We start from the raw sequence: 15,510 nt of genomic DNA, 5'->3' as shown, positions 1-15,510 counted from the left end.
GGGCGAGCTAGCCTCCGCTGACCCTTCCCCCCGCGTGCCGTTCCAGCCGTCCTGCCAGTTCGAGTTCGAGCAAAACCAGCGACACCACGCTCGCCGTACAGCCCGACTGGCGCACCAGTTCATCGATCGCGACCGGCACCGGACCCAGTAGTTCGGTGATGCGCCGGCGGTCGGCGTCGTTCGCATCAACGCCGAAATCGCCGCCGTCGTGCCGCCAGTCGCGCGGCGGTTCACGAAGCATGCGGGGGTCGATCGGGCGGAGCATTTCCATCACGTCGGCAGCGGACTGGATCAGCGTGGCGCCTTCGCGGATCAGCAAATTGCACCCTTGCGCGCGCGGGTCGAGCGGCGAGCCGGGAACCGCCATCACCTCGCGTCCGAATTCGGCGGCGCGGCGCGCGGTGATGAGCGAGCCAGACTTGGGCGCGGCTTCAACCACCAAAGTTCCCAGCGCCAGCCCGGCGATGATGCGGTTGCGCGCGGGGAAGTGGCGCGCGAGCGGCTGGGTGCCCGGCGGCTCTTCGGCGATCAGCAGCTGGGTGTTGCCCAGTTCATTCTGCAATTCTTCATTTTCGGGCGGGAAGGCGACGTCGATACCGCTGCCGATGACGCCAATGGTGCTCCCCTGCCCCATCGCCCCGACGTGCGCTGCGGTATCGATCCCGCGCGCCAGCCCGCTGACGATGGTCACCCCTTCGCGTGCCAGCTCGGCGGCGATCTGGCGCGCGAAGCGGCAGGCGATGGCCGAGGCGTTGCGCGCGCCGACCATGGCGAGCGTGGGCTTGGTGGTAAGCGCAATGTCGCCGCGGATGATGATGGCGGCGGGCGCGCCTTCGATCTCGGCAAGCAGCGCGGGATAATCGGCGTCGGTCTGGAAGATGTGGCGCGCACCGAGCGCAGCGACACGGGCGAGTTCCGCTTCGATGCCGCGTGGATCGGCGAGCGCCAAGCGCTTGCCGCCGCGCGCGGCAAGATCGGGCAGCGCGTCCGCTGCTGCAACAGCGCTGCCGAAGCGCAGCAGCATTTGGCGCCAGCTGACCGGGCCAACGCCGGGGGTGCGCAGCAGTTGGAGCGCGGCAAACCGTTCGGCGTCGCTCACTTGGGTTTGGAACCGCCGATGCGCGGTTCGGTCCCGGCACGCAGCCGCGCGAGATTTTCGCGGTGACGCCAGAACACCAGCACCACGAGCGCGGCGAGGCCGGTAACGAAGCCATGCTCGCCGATGGCGAAGGCGGTGACAGGCGCGGCAACGCTGCCGATCAGGCCGCCGAGCGACGAGATGCGGGTAATCAGCACGGCGGCGAGCCAGGTTGCTGCAAAGGCAAGGCCAATGGGCCAGGCGAAGGCGAAGGACAAGCCAAGCAGGGTGGCAACCCCCTTCCCGCCCTTGAATTTCAGCCACACCGGATAGCAGTGCCCAATGAAGGCCGCCGCGCCCGCAAGCATTGGCCAGCTGTCGCCCATGTCTGGTAATGCGCGTGCTACCATCAGCGCCGCAACAGCGCCTTTTGCGCCGTCGAGGATTAGTGTCGCCGCCGCCAGCCCCTTGCGTCCGGTACGCAGCACGTTGGTTGCACCGATGTTGCCCGATCCAATTTGGCGCAGGTCGCCCGCGCCGAACATACGGGTAAGGATGACGCCGAACGGGATGGAGCCGAGGAGGTAACCACAGAGGAATACAATCGCTACCAACTGCCAATCGGTCACCAGGATCATGAAACCCGACAGACTAAGGAAATCTTCCACTATATGATCCAATCGAAAGTATCGTAGCGCTGGGTCTCTGGAAGCACGTGGCGCACGACTTCGCAATATTCTTCGTCAAGTTCAGGGCTTAGTGTGGAAATCAGCGCCGGGTCAACGCCACCCTTGCCGCATCCGGATCAACACCCTATCGCGCACAGCAATGGCTGAGATCCCTGCCCCCGATGCCCCGATCCTGTTTCTTGACAGCGGGCTGGGCGGATTGTCGGTGCTGACGCCAACACGCAAACTGCTGCCGAACGCCCCCATCATTTATGCCGCCGATTATGCCGGCATCCCCTATGGCGAGAAGAGCGAGATTGAGGTGGCGACGCGGGTGTGCGCGTTGCTGGGGATGCTGACCGAACGCTATCAGCCGCGCCTTGCGGTCATCGCCTGCAATACCGCCAGCACCATTGCGCTCGCCCATGTCCGCGCCGTGCTCGATCTGCCGGTGGTCGGCACCGTGCCCGCCATCAAGCCCGCCGCACTGGCCAGCAAGTCGCGCGTTATCGGCGTGCTGGGCACGGCGGCGACGATCCGCCAGCCCTATGTCGACCGCTTGAGCGCCGCGTTCGCCAGCGACTGCACTGTGCTGCGCCACGCAGCGCCCGAGCTGGTGGCCGCGGCCGAGGCGAAGCTGCGCGGGCAGCCGGTTGACCCCGCCGACATCCACCGCGCTTTGGCAGGGTTCGACAACCCGGCGCTCGACACCGTCGTGCTCGCCTGCACGCACTTTCCGCTGCTGGCTGACGAATTGGCCGCCGCAGCGCCGGATATCCGCTTCGTTGACGGCAGCGCGGGGATAGCGCGCCGTATCGCGGCATTGACCGCGGGACAGGAGTGGCCCGCCGAGCCGCCCGCCAGCCTTGCGCTGTTTACGCGCAATCCCGATCTGCCGCCCCCCGACCCGGCAGTGCTTGCGCCCTTCGGCCTGTCGCGCATCCAGTCGATTTGAGTGTGCGGAAATTTGCGATTCGTTCGCACTGGCCTTTGGCGTAAAGCAACGGTAAAGCGCGCGGGAAAATCGCCTGGAAGGGGCGGTCCTGAACGCATCAGACGATGGGGTGCACCCGGTGAATTACGACGATATTTTCGCCAAAGCGATCGACCGGCTGCACGAAGAGGGCCGCTACCGCGTCTTCATCGATATCCTGCGCAACAAGGGCGCGTTCCCGAATGCGCGTTGTTTTGCGGGGCATAATGGGCCCAAGCCGATCACCGTATGGTGCTCGAACGATTATCTCGCCATGGGCCAGCACCCCAAGGTGATCGCCGCGATGGAAGAGGCGCTGCATGATGTCGGCGCGGGTTCGGGCGGCACGCGCAATATTGGCGGCAACACCCATTATCATATCGAGCTGGAGCATGAGCTTGCCGACCTGCATGGCAAGGATGGGGCGCTGCTGTTCACCAGCGGCTATATTTCCAACGAGGCAACGCTGGGTACGCTGGGCAAGATTTTGCCGGGCTGCATCATCTATTCGGACGAATTGAACCACGCCTCGATGATCGCCGGCATCCGCAATTCGGGCTGTGAAAAGCGCGTGTGGCGGCACAATGATCTGGCGCATCTGGAAGAATTGCTCGCCGCCGATGATCCGGCAGCGGCGAAGCTGATCGCGTTCGAAAGCGTTTATTCGATGGACGGCGATGTTGCGCCGATCCACGCGATTTGTGATCTGGCCGAAAAATATAATGCGCTGACCTATTGCGACGAAGTCCACGCCGTCGGCATGTACGGCCCGCGCGGCGGCGGCATCACCGACCGCGACGAAGCGGCGGAACGGGTGACGATTATCGAAGGCACGCTGGGCAAAGCGTTCGGCGTGATGGGCGGCTATATCGCCGCCGATCGCAATATCATCGATGTGATCCGCTCTTACGCGCCGGGGTTCATCTTCACCACCAGCCTGTCGCCAGTGCTGGTCGCGGGCGTGCTGGCGAGCGTCAAGCATTTGAAGGCATCGAGCGAAGAGCGCGAGGCGCAGCAGGCTGCCGCCGCCTACCTCAAGGACGCAATGCGCGCCGCCGGGCTGCCGGTGATGGATTCGGTGACGCACATTGTGCCGCTGATGGTTGGCGACCCCGTGCGCGCCAAGCGGATCAGCGACATTTTGCTCGCCGAATATGGCGTTTACGTCCAGCCGATCAATTTCCCGACGGTGCCGCGCGGTACCGAACGGCTGCGCTTTACGCCGGGGCCAATGCATACGCGCGAAATGATGGACGAGCTGGTCGCGGGCCTCGCCGAGATTTGGGACCGGATGGAACTGCGCGTGGCGCAGGCGGCCTAGGCAAGCGCGTCGGCCCTGCGCACGCAGGGACGACGATCAATTTCGCATAATCCCGCCCATGATCGCATAGCCACGATAAAGGCTGCGGCAGTGGCCCGCGCTGCCGATTTGATCTGCCAGCTTCGCCAGCGTCGGCCCCAAGTCAGCGCGGGGGGCGACGTGGAATTTTGCGAGCCAGGCGAACAGCCCGCGGCGCCACAGCTTGGGCAGTGCATCCTGTTGCCCGAAATCGACGATGTCGAGGCGGCCGCCGGGGGCGACGCATTGGGCCGCTTGTTTGAGCGCGCCCTGCCAGTCGGGGATCATCGACAGCGCGTAGCTGATGAACACGCGGTCGAAGGTCGCTTGGCCGAACAGCGCGGTAGCGTCGAAATCAGCAGCATCGCCCTCGGCCAGCAGCGTGCGGTCCTCCATTCCAGCACGCGCGATCGATTTTCGCGCACTGGTCAGCATCTCGGCCGAAATATCGACGCCATAGAGGCGCACGCCTGGATAGCGGCGCCCCACCGCCACCAGATTGCGTCCGGTGCCGCAGCCGATCTCCAGCACGCTGCCGCGCGCTGGCGGGTCCAATTCGGCGATCAGCCGGTCGCGCCCCAGCAGATAATATTTGCGCGTCAGGTCATAGAAATGGCGCTGGGTGCGATAGACATCGTCCATCATACCGCCATGCGTACCGGCCATGGTCAGCCGTCTTTCCGCACATAAAGATGGACGCCGCCATAGATGGCCGAGCGGTCGCGGCGGGTGTAGTCGTGCGATTCCTGAGCCCGGTAGTCCCACTGGTTCAGCAGCGCATCGCCGAGCCGCCCTGGCAGCAGGCTGGGTTCGGCGGCGGTACGGAACAGCACGCGCGCACCGGGCCGCGCGGTGCGGCACACCTGGCTCCACAGTGCATTCAGTTGGTCGTTGCTCATCCAGTCCTGCGCGTCGAGGAAGATATAGCGGTCAAAGCTGGCCGCCTCTGACGCAGCCAGCATGTCGGTCATATTGGCGTGCATCATCGTGACACGGCCGGCGCGCGCTTTGACCGCATCATAATTGGCCGCCTGCAGATAGGGCGGCAGCGGCACGTTAGCACCCTTGCCATAGCCGCGCCCAAAGGCCTGCCACGCAAAATAATTGTCGGCGAGCGGGAAATCGCAGGCAAGCTTTTCCAGCCGACCGCGCAGCACTTCGGCCATTGGTTTGCCACCCGCGAGCGCATCATATTGCGCGGGCGGGATACCCAGCCCGAACAGCGACGAACGCTGGTCGGTGACCCAGCGGATGAACTTGCGATCGAAGAAAGGCGCGAACTTTTCATCAAAGATCGCGCGCTGTTCCTCGACGCTGGTCGCGGCCAGAAACTGGCGCGGATCGACGCGATGGAGTCTTGCGACCAAATGCGCGAGACCGATGAAATTGCCAAGCAGGCCGCGCCGGTAAACCCCGGCCGCGAAGCCGTTGATGCGGCGCCGGCCGATCAGGTCGCGGCCCTCCCAATAGCGGCGGCTGACCTCATCCAAATGCGGATGCACATGGGCGCGGTAATTGGCGACATTCGCCTTGCTGTCGGCGTCGGCGAAAAATTGGCGGAGCGCGTCATAATCAGGCAGCCGTTCGATCGCGGTGCGTTTCAAATGCCCCAGCGCGACATGCGCCGTGTTGAGGTCGACCGCGACGATTTCAGACGGGTCAGCGACCAGATAGGAAAAGACATTGCATCCGCCGCTGGCGATGGTCGCGATGCGCGCGCCCGGCTGAATTGCCAGCGCCTCCATATCGACGACCGGATCCTCCCAGATTTGGGCGTAAACCAGTCCCTTGAACGCCAGAGCAAAGGCGCGGTCGAGCAGGCGCTGTTTGCCCTCTACTTCATGCCGGACGACGGCGGCGGCGATTTTGCGATTGGGCTGGCTGGCCATGCGGGTCCTTTCCAGATGGAATCAGATGACGCGCGCATGACAATGTTTGATGGAAGTTCCGCGTCGCCGGCGTGACAAAGCCGCGACAATTGCGCAAATGCCCCTTGCCGGACTTGGAGGGGGGGATAGCCCGGCAAGGGAGCACTGCGGGCTGAATTCAGCCCGGCATCACCACCGTGTCGATGGCGTGGATGACACCGTTCGACTGGTTGATGTCGGTGGCGATGATCTTGGACGTCCCGCCCTTGGCGTCGACCAGCACCAGAGCACCGTGGCTGTCATAACGCGCGGTCAGCTTTACGCCCGCAACGGTGGTCAGCTCGGCGCGCCCACCGCCCGCCTTGACGGCGTTGACAACGTCGCTCGCCATGATGCGACCGGGGACGACATGATAGGTCAGGATGCGGGTCAGCGTGCCCTTGTTCGCGGGCTGCACCAGCGTTTCGACGGTACCGGCGGGCAGTTTGCCAAAGGCGGCATTGTTGGGCGCAAATACCGTGAACGGACCGGCACCAGACAGAGTCGTGGCCAGATCAGCGGCCTTCACCGCAGCCACGAGCGTTGAAAAGTCGGGCAGCGACGCCGCCTTTTCAACGATGTTGGCCTTTGCTGCACCGCCATGGTGGTTGGCATGGGCAGCACCGCTGACGGTGGCAACCGCAAGCAGGGCCGCGGCGGCGGCTTTCAGGGGGAAACGGGTCATCATCAAACTCCTGTTTTCGCTCCCGGGGGATGGAAGCAACAAGAGCTACGGCGCGCCCACCCATTTTGGATGACGCACGGCCAAAAAAAATTTTCAGATGATGTCGATTGCGCCGCGCGCCACCATTGGTGCCGAAGGCGCGCTATGCGGGGCGGCAGCGGGCGGTTCCATCGACAGCCCAAATTGCGCACGGCCGTTGATCAGGCTGCGATGCCCCTCGGCTACCGTCAGCCGGGTTTCGCCATCACGGGCAATCTGTCCCAACGAGCGCGGAATACCATCGGCCGGGATAACCCAGATTTCGGGTGCAGTCGGCGTATCGGGCATACCGATGGTCCGCAGGAGCAAGGTGGCGGTGGCCGGGTCATAGCGCGCCGCAATGCGCAGTCCGGCAATTTCCCCGGTCAGCTGCGCTACCGCCATCGTCGTCGGCGCCGCCGGCACGACCGCCGGCTGCTGCCACAGCAAAGCCAGCGCCAGTCCGGCAGCCAATGCGCCCGCGCCAATTGCCCCGCCCTGCCACCAGCGCAGCGTCGCGGGCATTTGCGGCCCCGGAGGCGCAACACGGGCGGCGATGCCATCCCACGCATGCGCTGGCGGCTCCACTTCGGGCACCGCATCGAACAGGTCGCCGGTCCTGATGCGCCAGCGCTCAACCTCGGCCGCAAAGTCGCGGTCGGCCAACATGCGCCGCAGCGCGTCGGCGCGCTCCGTCCCTTCAAGCAGCCCAAGCGCCAGCGCCCCGGCGGCAGCGGTGCGGTCATCGGCATTGGTGTCAGTTGGCGTCATCAACACATTTCCTTAATGTCAGGATGGCGCGGCGCATCAGGCTTTTCAAGGTACCGAGGGGGATAGCGAGGCGCACGGCCAATTCGCTATGGCTCAGCCCTTCGTAGAAAGCGAAGCGCACCGCGCGCGCCTCGCGCTCCTGCAACTGTGCCACGCAGTCGAGCAGATTGTGCCCATCGTCGCCGCTTTTGTCGACCTGATCTGGCATCAGATCATGCAGCGCGCCATCCTCGACCGGCACTGGCGCGCGGCCGTGCGTGCGCCGCCAGTCGATCGCGCAATTGCGCGCAATCGCGCACATCCAGGCGATGGGTGACGCCTTGTCCGGGTCAAAATAGGCCGCCTTGCGCCAGACTTTAACATAGGCGTCCTGCAACGCTTCTTCGGCCCCCATGCGATCCTGCGTGATGCGCAAGCACACACCGAACAATTTTGCCGAGGTCAGCGTGTAGAGCGCGCGCAATGCCGGCTGGTCGCCGGTAGCAACCTGTCCAAGCAATTCGGCCAACCGGGTTTGCGTCACGCGGCCTCGGCCAGCACCACGGCAAATTGATCGGCGTCCACATTCCCACCCGAGAGCGTAACCAGCGTGTGCGGACCCACCGGAATCTTGCCGGCGAGCACTGCCGCCAGCGCTGCTGCGCCGCCGGGTTCGATAACCAGGTGCAGGCGTGCAAAGGCAAGGCGCATCGCCGTGCGCACCTCTTGCTCACTGACAGCCACAACCTTTACGCCGCGTGACTGCAGCACGGCGAAGTTGATGGGGTAGGTCGCGGGCGTTTGCAGCGCGTCGCACGCCGTTGGCGGGGGATTCTGGACGCGCTCGATGCTGCCGCTTTCGAGGCTGCGGCGGACGTCGTCCCAACCTTCGGGCTCCACACCCCAGACCTGCGTTTCGGGTAGCGCCAATGCGATGCCCGACGACAGCCCGCCGCCGCCCAGGCAGGCGATGGCGGTGTCAAATTCGGTGCCGGTCATCGCCTTAAGCTGGTTGGCGGCCTCGATAGCGAGGCTTCCTTGGCCTTCAATCACCCATGGATCGCCGAAGGCATGCACCAGCGTCCGCCCACTCTGGTCCACCAAGGCACGCGCCACTGCGTCACGGTCTTCTCCGCCAGGCCGATCGTAAAGCACGACTTCGGCCCCCAGCGCGCGCGTCGCCGCTAACTTCGCGCGCGGGGCGTCGTTGGGCATGACGATGGTCGCCTTTACTCCCAGCCGCCGCGCCGCCCAAGCAACGCCTTGCGCGTGGTTGCCGCTCGACACGCCGACAACACCGGCCGCCGCTTGCTGCGGGGTGAGATCGGACAGGCGGTGCCATGCACCGCGAATCTTGAACGAACCAATGGGCTGGAGGCTTTCGGCCTTGCACCAGATGGTCCGGCCATCGACTTCGAGCGGCAACAGCGGTGTTGGTGGCAGGATTGCAGCCACTTTGGCGGCGGCGCGCAGCACGCCTTCGCGCGTCGGCGCGCGCGCCGGGTCGGGCAGATGCGGGGGAGTTTCTTCTGTCATGCCCTTGTCCTATAGGGCCGGTTTGAGATGGCAAAGAGGCCATGGGAGATTTTTCGATGAACAAAGTTCTGGTGATCGGCGCAGGCGGCGTCGGTTCGGTCGCGGTGCACAAGATGGCGATGAATGCCGACATCTTTCCGTCGATCACACTGGCCAGCCGCCGCAAGTTCAAGTGCGACGCGATCGCCGAATCGGTGAAGGCACGCACCGGCGTGACCATCACAACCGCCGAAGTCGATGCCGATGATGCCGACGCCACCGCCGCGCTGATCCGCGCGCACGGCATCACCCATGTCGTCAACCTGGCCCTGCCCTATCAGGACCTTACCATCATGGACGCGTGTCTCGCGACCGGCGCGCATTATCTGGACACCGCCAATTACGAGCCGCGTGACGAGGCGAAGTTCGAATATCACTGGCAATGGGCCTATCATGACCGTTTCAAGGATGCGGGATTGATGGCGCTGCTGGGCTCGGGCTTTGACCCCGGCGTCACCAGCGTGTTCACCGTCTGGCTGAAAAAGCATCATTTCGAGCGCATCGACACGCTCGATATTCTCGATTGCAACGGCGGCGATCATGGCCAGCATTTCGCCACCAACTTCAACCCCGAGATCAACATCCGCGAAGTGACGGCGGTGGCGCGGCATTGGGAAAATGGCGACTGGGTCGAAACCCCGCCAATGTCGGTAAAGCAGCAATTCGACTTCGAGGCAGTGGGGCCCAAGAATATGTACCTCATGTATCATGAGGAAATCGAAAGCCTGAAAACGCACCTGCCCGAAATCCGCCGCATCCGTTTCTGGATGACCTTTGGCGACGCCTATATCCAGCACCTTACCGTGCTCCAGAATGTTGGCATGACGCGCATCGATCCGGTGATCTACGAGGGCCGCGAAATCGTCCCCCTGCAGTTTTTGAAAGCCGTGCTGCCCGAACCGTCGAGCCTAGGGGAGACGACCAAGGGCAAGACCAACATCGGCGTCATCGCGACGGGTATCGGCAAGGACGGCAAGGAAAAGACGCTCTACCTCTATAACATCTGTGACCATGAGGATGCCTTTGCCGAAACCGGCAATCAGGCGGTCAGCTACACCACTGGTGTCCCCGCGATGATCGGCGCGGCGATGATGGTGACGGGCACCTGGTCAGGCGCGGGCGTGTTCAACATGGAACAGATGGACCCCGATCCCTTCATGGCGATGCTGAACGACCATGGGTTGCCGTGGCAGGTGAAGGAATTGGACGCGCCTTTGAAGTTCTAAGGGTTCACGCAGAGGGCGCAGAGGAAGCAGAGACCGCAGAGAGAATAATGATATGCGGATTGACGACCTGAGCGCCCTGGCAATTGAAGAAGCAATTGCCGTACACCGACTGTTAGGGCCTGGACTGTTGGAATCAGTCTATGAAACGGTGCTAGCAACGAGGCTTGCCGCGCGAGGCTTGAAAATTGCACGGCAGCATGTCGTCCCGCTGACGGTTGGCAACGACCGATTCGACGCGGCATTCAAAATAGACATTTTGGTTGAGGACAAGCTCGTGCTGGAAATCAAAGCTGTTGAGCAACTGAGCAAAGCACATTCTCGGCAACTGCTGACCTATCTCAGAATTTTGCAGCAGCCCGTCGGGCTGCTTCTCAATTTTTCTGGAGCGACGATGAAGGAAGGCATCAAGCGGATCGTCAACGACTATAACGGCGAAGAATGATTCTCTGCGGTCTCTGCTTCCCCTGCGATCTCTGCGTGAACCAATTGGAAAAGTGAAAATGGAAACCAAAGCTGGCGATCCTGGGGCTTTTGCCTGGTTTGACCTGACCCGTGTCCCTTCGCCCGCGTTCGTGGTCGATGCGGCGAAGGTGCGCGCCAATTTGGCGGTGCTACGCCATATCGGCGACGCGTCCGGCGCGAAGGTGCTGGCGGCGCTCAAGGCTTTCTCGATGTGGTCGCTGGGATCGACCGTGGCCGAGTATCTCGACGGGGTCTGCGCATCGGGCCTGTATGAGGCGCGGTTGGGCCGCGAAGAATATGGCGGTGAAGTGGCCACCTATTGCGCGGCCTACAAAGCCGATGATCTGCCCGAAATCGCCCGCTTGTCGGATCACTTGATTTTCAATTCGCCGTTCCAGATTGCCCGGTTCCGGCCATTGCTCGATCAGCTGCGCGCCGACGGCATCGCGTTCGACATCGGCCTGCGGCTCAACCCGCTGCACAGCGAAGGCGAGGTCGCCAAATATGACCCCGCCGCGCCGATGAGCCGCCTCGGCTTTCCAGTCAGCCAGCTGCGGCCCGAACATCTGGACGGCGTCACCGGCATCCATATGCACACCTTGTGCGAACAGGATTTCCCGCCGCTCGCGCGCACCTGGGCGGCAGTGCAACCTGCGCTTGCGCCGCACCTCGGCGCACTGAAGTGGATCAACTTCGGCGGCGGGCACCATGTCACGCGCGCCGATTACCAGATCGATGATCTGATCGCATTCCTTCGCTCGGTACGCGAAGAAACCGGCTGCGACGTCATGATCGAACCGGGCGAAGCCGTTGCGCTTGACGCCGGCATCCTTGTTGGCGAAATCCTCGACCGGTTCGACAATGGCATGCCCATCGGCATCACCGACATCAGCGCGACGTGCCACATGCCCGACGTCATCGAGGCGCCCTATCGTCCCGCGATGCTGAACGAGCGCAGCGAGGGCGAAGCCGTGCGGCTGGGTGGTCCCAGCTGCCTCGCGGGTGATGTGATCGGCGATTACCGCCTGCCCGCCGGCGGCGCGGTGGGCGAACGCTTCGCCTTCCTCGACCAGGCGCATTATTCGATGGTCAAAACCAATACCTTTAACGGGGTGCCCCTGCCCGCCATCTGGTTGTGGGACAGCGAAACCGACGACCTGCGCGAGGTGCGGTCGTTCGGGTATGATGAATTTAAAAGCCGCCTAAGCTGACACGTCATTGCGAGCGTAGCGAAGCAATCTAGGGCTGTTGTGCGCCGCTCTGGATTGCGTCGCTACGCTCGCAATGACGGCATTCTATTTTTATACACAGTAATTCATCGTCTTACCCTAATTCTTAACACCCGCCCCCGATTCCCCTTTACAGGGGGGACCCCCACCCATATATGCGCCCTCCGCTGCCCCAGGGGGACTTCCAATAACCGCAAGGCAGCCTTGTCGTTTACCGTTACTTTTTGGGGGTCCCTTGCGTTGCACAATCATCATAGCGCGCTGGCTGTAGTCCAGGCACTTTCGCCGGTCGAACCCGTTACGCTCGTCCGTCCGCACGCCGCGGCGCGGGCCGCGCGTTTCTTTGTCGACCGCTTTCCGGGGAAGACGCTTTATGCGGTGAAGGCCAATCCTTCGCCCGACCTGCTGCGCGTGCTGTGGGACAGCGGCGTCACCCATTATGATGTTGCCTCGATTGCCGAGGTGCGGCTGGTTGCGCGCACGCTGCCCGGGGCGGTGCTGTGTTTCATGCATCCGGTGAAGGCCGAGGAAGCGATTGCCGAGGCTTACTTCACCCACGGCGTGCGCACCTTCAGCCTCGACAGCATGACCGAGCTGAGCAAGGTCATCCGCGCCACCAAGGGCGCGGAAGATTTGAACCTGCTCGTGCGCCTGCGCGTTTCGTCGGATCATTCAAAGCTGAGCCTTGCGTCGAAGTTCGGTGCCGAGCCCGAAGAGGTCGCTGACCTGCTGATGGCTGCACGTCAGGCGTCGGATGCTTTGGGCATCTGTTTCCACGTTGGCAGCCAGGCGATGACGCCGCACGCCTATGCGCAGGCGATGGAACGCGTGCGCGCCGCCATCGTGGCGTCGGCAGTTACCGTCGACATCATCGATGTCGGCGGCGGCTTCCCCTCGACCTATCCCGGCATGGAGCCGCCGCCGCTCGAGGATTATTTCGCGGTCATCCACCGCACGTTCGAAGCGCTGCCGATCAGCTATTCGGCGGAACTGTGGTGCGAGCCGGGCCGCGCGCTTGCCGCCGAATATAGCTCGCTGATCGTGCGCGTCGAAAAGCGCCGCGGCAATGAGCTGTTCATCAACGACGGTGCCTATGGCGCGCTGTTTGATGCCGCGCATGTCGGGTGGCGTTTTCCCGTCACGCTGCTCCGCGCCGAACCATCGGGCGCCGAGACGCTGCCCTTTGCCTTCTACGGCCCGACGTGTGATGACATGGATCATATGGCCGGCCCGTTCTTCCTGCCCGCCGACGTCAAGGCCGGTGACTTTATCGAGGTCGGGATGCTGGGGGCCTATGGCTGCGCCATGCGCACCAAATTCAACGGCTTCGGCGCGGAAGACCAGCAGACCGTCAGCGACGAGCCAATGGCGAGCCTCTACACGGGCACGCACGCCCCCGAACGCCGTACGGCAACGGTGACAAAGCTGTTTTAGCCAGGTCGGGCCACAAGTCGTTGCTATCGTCATCCCGGATCAAGTCCGGGATGACGCAAAATGGTTATAAATCTACTCAACTAATTGTATTGAAATGGAATCGGCAGGTTTTGAAAAGAACTTGCCGATTTTTCTTGCACCGCACAAAAATTGGAGTAGTGGCCGCCGCCCCACCTGTTCGGAGTCAATTATGACACTGGCGAATTCGGGCTCGGCTGTCCCTTCCAGCCACCAAACACCTACCATTGCATTTCTGACCATCGGCGCCATCGGCGTCGTCTTTGGCGACATTGGCACCAGCCCACTTTACGCCTTTCGCGAAGCGCTGCACCAGGCCGCGCCGACCGGCATCGGCGCCGATGAAATCATCGGCGTGCTCAGCATGGCGCTATGGTCGCTGATCCTGGTCGTGACCGTTAAATATATATTGTTCCTGATGCGCGCCGACAACAATGGCGAAGGCGGCGTGCTGGCGCTGCTCGCGCTCGCAGGCCGCGGCATCGGCGGGCGGCGCGGTATCGTACTGGCACTTGGGGCCATCGGCGCGGCGCTGTTCTATGGCGATGCTATCCTCACGCCTGCCCTGTCCGTGTTGTCGGCGGTCGAGGGGCTGAAGTCCATCCCTGCCATTGGCCCGGATATTGCGACATCAACCATCATCCTCATCACCCTCGGCATATTGGTCGGCCTGTTTGCCGTGCAGTCGCGCGGCACGGCCGCAGTGTCCAAGTTGTTCGGCCCCATATGCGTGGTGTGGTTCCTCGCCATGGCGGTGCTCGGCATCATGCACATCAGCGACGAGCCCGCGATCCTGCAGGCCATATCGCCGCACCATGCCGTCCAGTTCATGCTCACACATGGAGTCGTGGGCCTGCTTGTGCTCGGCGCGGTGTTCCTGACTGTGACCGGCGCAGAAGCGCTGACCGCCGACATGGGCCATTTTGGGCGTTTTCCGATCCGGCTTGGCTGGTTCCTGCTGGTGTTTCCGGCGCTGACGCTCAACTATTTCGGTCAAGGCGCGTTTGCTTTGGCAACATTGGCCGAGGCCGAGGCGGCGGGCCGTCCCTTTGCCAATCAGGACTGGTTCTTCCTGATGGCGCCCGAAGCCTTTCGCGTACCGCTGGTCATCCTGGCGGGCCTGGCCACCATCATCGCAAGTCAGGCAGTGATCACCGGGGCCTATTCGCTGACGCAGCAGGCGATCCAGCTTGGCCTATTGCCGCGCATGACCATTCGTCAGACCTCGGCAGGTCATGCCGGACAAATCTACTTGCCGGTCATCAACTGGCTGCTGCTGCTTGGAGTTGTCATTCTGGTTGTTGCTTTCCAGACCAGTTCGGCGCTGGCGGTGGCCTATGGCATTGCTGTCACCGGGACAATGGTGATGACCACATTGCTCGCGTCGGTGGTCGTGCACAAATTGTGGGGATGGAGCCTCGCCAAATCGGCGCTGTTCATTGCCCCCTTCCTGCTGATTGACCTTATCTTCTTTGGGGCGAATGTCCTGCGCATAGTCGAGGGCGGCTGGGTGCCGCTGCTGGTTGCCGGCGTTATTCTGCTGACGATCTGGGTGTGGGTGCGCGGCAAACGGCTGATCGCTGATTATGAGCAGAGCCATGCCTTGCCGATGGAGGAAATCGCCAAGATTCTGGCGGCCAATCCGCCCGCGCGGGTTAAGGGAACGGCGGTTTTCCTGACCGCCAACCCCGATGCGGTGCCCAACGCGCTGCTTCACAACCTCAAGCACAATCAGGTGCTGCACGAACGCAATCTGATCGTCACCATCAAAACCGCCAGCATGCCACATGTGCCAGTCGAGGAACGGCTGACGGAACAGCGGATCAATGACGATTTCAGCCGTGTCCAGTTGCGCTATGGGTTCATGGACACCCCTGACGTTCCGGGCGATCTGGGCATGTGCGAGGGCGGCGACCGGCATCTGGGCGACCCGATGCGCACGAGTTACTATATCGGGCGCAACAGCCTGCGCGCTTCACGCGACGAAGGGCTGCCGTTCTGGCAGGACATGATTCTGATCTTCCTCCAGAAAAATGCCGCCGACCCCACCGACTTCTTCCGCATTCCGCCCAACCGGGTGGTGGAACTGGGGGTTCAGGTGGTGGTTTGAGACAAGGGTGACAAAGCTGTTCGGGCAAGGCATGGCCG

General features: G+C 63.0%; 15 protein-coding genes. 7 read left to right on the top strand and 8 right to left on the bottom strand.

All coding sequences use genetic code 11. The annotated features are described in order from the left end of the window. Positions 1 to 7: 7 nt before the first annotated feature. The gene (gene dprA, locus AC2TC0_RS08970) at positions 8 to 1,099 is read right to left on the bottom strand and encodes a DNA-processing protein DprA (RefSeq protein WP_484717164.1); all 1,092 of its coding nucleotides are present in this window, start codon (positions 1,097 to 1,099) and stop codon (positions 8 to 10) included. Further along, positions 1,096 to 1,716: a glycerol-3-phosphate 1-O-acyltransferase PlsY gene (plsY, locus tag AC2TC0_RS08965; RefSeq protein ID WP_484717484.1), complete on the bottom strand. Its 621-nt coding sequence runs from the start codon at positions 1,714 to 1,716 to the stop codon at positions 1,096 to 1,098. The genes dprA and plsY overlap by 4 nt, the downstream gene beginning before the upstream one ends. A gap of 190 nt (positions 1,717 to 1,906) precedes the next feature. Here plsY and murI point away from each other — a divergent pair, with 190 nt between their 5' ends. Both murI and hemA read left to right on the top strand, forming a co-directional pair. Next, on the top strand, positions 1,907 to 2,701 hold the full coding sequence (murI, locus tag AC2TC0_RS08960) for a glutamate racemase (RefSeq protein WP_484717163.1): 795 nt from the start codon (positions 1,907 to 1,909) through the stop codon (positions 2,699 to 2,701). A 118-nt stretch (positions 2,702 to 2,819) separates the two neighbouring features. Further along, complete coding sequence (gene hemA / locus AC2TC0_RS08955; protein ID WP_484717162.1) at positions 2,820 to 4,040, top strand: 5-aminolevulinate synthase; 1,221 nt, start codon at positions 2,820 to 2,822, stop codon at positions 4,038 to 4,040. Between the two features lie 36 nt (positions 4,041 to 4,076). Here the strand turns inward: hemA and AC2TC0_RS08950 are convergent, their stop codons facing one another. The 6 genes from AC2TC0_RS08950 to AC2TC0_RS08925 form a co-directional block, all read right to left on the bottom strand. Beyond that, complete coding sequence (locus AC2TC0_RS08950) at positions 4,077 to 4,724, bottom strand: class I SAM-dependent methyltransferase (RefSeq protein WP_484717161.1); 648 nt, start codon at positions 4,722 to 4,724, stop codon at positions 4,077 to 4,079. 2 nt (positions 4,725 to 4,726) lie between these two features. Then, the gene (locus AC2TC0_RS08945; protein ID WP_484717160.1) at positions 4,727 to 5,947 is read right to left on the bottom strand and encodes a BtaA family protein; all 1,221 of its coding nucleotides are present in this window, start codon (positions 5,945 to 5,947) and stop codon (positions 4,727 to 4,729) included. A gap of 157 nt (positions 5,948 to 6,104) precedes the next feature. Continuing rightward, positions 6,105 to 6,650, bottom strand: coding sequence for a fasciclin domain-containing protein (locus AC2TC0_RS08940; RefSeq protein ID WP_484717159.1), 546 nt, complete (start codon positions 6,648 to 6,650; stop codon positions 6,105 to 6,107). Between the two features lie 93 nt (positions 6,651 to 6,743). Further along, positions 6,744 to 7,439, bottom strand: coding sequence for an anti-sigma factor (locus tag AC2TC0_RS08935; protein ID WP_484717158.1), 696 nt, complete (start codon positions 7,437 to 7,439; stop codon positions 6,744 to 6,746). Next, positions 7,426 to 7,962, bottom strand: a complete 537-nt coding sequence (locus AC2TC0_RS08930) for a sigma-70 family RNA polymerase sigma factor (RefSeq protein WP_484717157.1) — start codon at positions 7,960 to 7,962, stop codon at positions 7,426 to 7,428. The genes AC2TC0_RS08935 and AC2TC0_RS08930 overlap by 14 nt, the downstream gene beginning before the upstream one ends. Then, positions 7,959 to 8,954, bottom strand: a complete 996-nt coding sequence (locus AC2TC0_RS08925) for a threonine ammonia-lyase (RefSeq protein WP_484717156.1) — start codon at positions 8,952 to 8,954, stop codon at positions 7,959 to 7,961. Before AC2TC0_RS08925 ends, AC2TC0_RS08930 begins: the two co-directional genes overlap by 4 nt. 56 nt (positions 8,955 to 9,010) lie before the next feature. Here AC2TC0_RS08925 and AC2TC0_RS08920 point away from each other — a divergent pair, with 56 nt between their 5' ends. The 5 genes from AC2TC0_RS08920 to AC2TC0_RS08900 all read left to right on the top strand — a co-directional run bounded on the left by AC2TC0_RS08920 (position 9,011) and on the right by AC2TC0_RS08900 (position 15,472). After that, positions 9,011 to 10,219, top strand: coding sequence for a saccharopine dehydrogenase family protein (locus AC2TC0_RS08920; protein WP_484717155.1), 1,209 nt, complete (start codon positions 9,011 to 9,013; stop codon positions 10,217 to 10,219). 52 nt (positions 10,220 to 10,271) lie between these two features. Continuing rightward, positions 10,272 to 10,661 carry a GxxExxY protein gene (locus AC2TC0_RS08915; protein ID WP_484717154.1) on the top strand — a complete coding sequence of 130 codons (390 nt, stop codon included), beginning with the start codon at positions 10,272 to 10,274 and terminating at the stop codon, positions 10,659 to 10,661. A 58-nt stretch (positions 10,662 to 10,719) separates the two neighbouring features. Next, on the top strand, positions 10,720 to 11,892 hold the full coding sequence (locus tag AC2TC0_RS08910; RefSeq protein ID WP_484717153.1) for a carboxynorspermidine decarboxylase: 1,173 nt from the start codon (positions 10,720 to 10,722) through the stop codon (positions 11,890 to 11,892). 258 nt (positions 11,893 to 12,150) lie between these two features. Continuing rightward, complete coding sequence (locus AC2TC0_RS08905) at positions 12,151 to 13,344, top strand: type III PLP-dependent enzyme (protein WP_484717152.1); 1,194 nt, start codon at positions 12,151 to 12,153, stop codon at positions 13,342 to 13,344. Between the two features lie 190 nt (positions 13,345 to 13,534). Further along, positions 13,535 to 15,472, top strand: a complete 1,938-nt coding sequence (locus tag AC2TC0_RS08900) for a potassium transporter Kup (protein ID WP_484717151.1) — start codon at positions 13,535 to 13,537, stop codon at positions 15,470 to 15,472. Positions 15,473 to 15,510: the final 38 nt, after the last annotated feature.

The sequence above is a fragment of the Sphingopyxis sp. sgz302558 genome, assembly GCF_057220455.1.
This window is presented reverse-complemented; position numbering and strand designations above follow the sequence as displayed.

Coding starts and splice junctions, on each gene's coding strand:
- murI (WP_484717163.1), top strand. CDS start 1,907: ATGGCTGAGATCCCTGCCCCCGATGCCCCGATCCTGTTTCTTGACAGC.
- AC2TC0_RS08900 (WP_484717151.1), top strand. CDS start 13,535: ATGACACTGGCGAATTCGGGCTCGGCTGTCCCTTCCAGCCACCAAACA.
- AC2TC0_RS08910 (WP_484717153.1), top strand. CDS start 10,720: ATGGAAACCAAAGCTGGCGATCCTGGGGCTTTTGCCTGGTTTGACCTG.
- AC2TC0_RS08925 (WP_484717156.1), bottom strand. CDS start 8,954: ATGACAGAAGAAACTCCCCCGCATCTGCCCGACCCGGCGCGCGCGCCG.
- AC2TC0_RS08940 (WP_484717159.1), bottom strand. CDS start 6,650: ATGACCCGTTTCCCCCTGAAAGCCGCCGCCGCGGCCCTGCTTGCGGTT.
- AC2TC0_RS08950 (WP_484717161.1), bottom strand. CDS start 4,724: ATGGCCGGTACGCATGGCGGTATGATGGACGATGTCTATCGCACCCAG.
- plsY (WP_484717484.1), bottom strand. CDS start 1,716: ATGATCCTGGTGACCGATTGGCAGTTGGTAGCGATTGTATTCCTCTGT.
- AC2TC0_RS08915 (WP_484717154.1), top strand. CDS start 10,272: ATGCGGATTGACGACCTGAGCGCCCTGGCAATTGAAGAAGCAATTGCC.
- AC2TC0_RS08945 (WP_484717160.1), bottom strand. CDS start 5,947: ATGGCCAGCCAGCCCAATCGCAAAATCGCCGCCGCCGTCGTCCGGCAT.
- AC2TC0_RS08935 (WP_484717158.1), bottom strand. CDS start 7,439: ATGACGCCAACTGACACCAATGCCGATGACCGCACCGCTGCCGCCGGG.
- AC2TC0_RS08920 (WP_484717155.1), top strand. CDS start 9,011: ATGAACAAAGTTCTGGTGATCGGCGCAGGCGGCGTCGGTTCGGTCGCG.